Below are 1,137 nucleotides of genomic sequence, written 5' to 3'. Positions count from 1 at the left end.
GCGCCTTGATGCCTTGTGCCTGCAATTGCCGACGAATGATTTGCACCAACTGGTAAGCTAAGACCGTGATGAAGAGATGGCCGTCAACCCGGTGTTCCTTGTGATGGTAGACGGGACGTAAACCAAGTTCTGATTTGAGACTACGAAACACGGCTTCCAGATCAGTGAGCATGATATAAGTGCGCCACAAACGTTCACTATCCCAGCTGGTTTCATTGGTGCGTAAGCAATAAACACCGGGGTGAGTCATACGGGAGTGGGCATGGGGTTGTTTTGACCAACGCAATGCAATTGCCTGTTTGCCGGCTTCATCTGCGATCAACTCGATTACATAATGCTGACTGATCCCGCGACTGCGCTCTTTAAGCCGGCCGATACGTTCATTCAGCTTATCGATACGCTTCTCAGTACGGGGTTTACTCAAGCCCTCAGCAATACTTTGCAGGCTTGCTTCAAAGCGTTCGCAGAAACGCTGATTGATGCTTTGCTCTTTTTGTTCACGCTGTTCAGAGTAGCAATAAAGGCGGACTTCCTGACGATTGCTATCCTCAACGCGCTGGATATGGACTGCACTGCCTGTCGCCGTCTCAATGGGTATGGCTGCTTCCAGCTCGAATTGCCGTGCCCGCTCACGGCTCACCACCAGATAGCGGTAACCCTGCTCGCGCAGCCAAATCAGGTTGGCGTCAGTTGCGATGCCTGCATCCATCACCACCAGCGCACCCGCAGGCGCACCCAGGTTGCCAAGCATGTGTGCCAGCGTCTGACCCTCTGCCGCATTGCCTGCGAATGTCTCCGAGCGTCGCACGAACCCGCTGCCATCGAGCACCAGCCCTAGCGTCACCAATGGGCAATCATTACGCTTTTCTTTTGAGCGGCCATGTTTGGCTTTTGGATTGGCAGCTGCCACCCCTTCAAAGTAGGTGTTGGTCAGATCATACAATGTGACTGTGGTTTCCAGCCCAAACAGATCATGCACCCGATCGTATAAAACATGCTCGATCACCGCCTGGTGCTTCATCAAGGCATCCGATGCACGATAAAGTGTCATCAGATGCATCCTTTCATAGTCTACATCCAGTAATTCACCCAGCGCACTCTGGCTTCCCAGCCAGCGGTGGGTGGCAGCTTCTGAAC

General features: G+C 53.0%; 1 protein-coding gene. It reads right to left on the bottom strand.

From position 1 onward, the window contains the following. Positions 1-1,137, bottom strand: a 1,137-nt coding sequence (locus BLP80_RS14970) for an IS1634 family transposase (RefSeq protein ID WP_143002340.1), incomplete at both ends; no start/stop codon positions are given.

The organism is Nitrosomonas sp. Nm132, assembly GCF_900100485.1.
Classification (GTDB): Bacteria; Pseudomonadota; Gammaproteobacteria; order Burkholderiales; family Nitrosomonadaceae; genus Nitrosomonas.
Note: the sequence above shows the minus strand (reverse complement) of the source record. Positions and strands in the feature narration are given on the sequence as shown.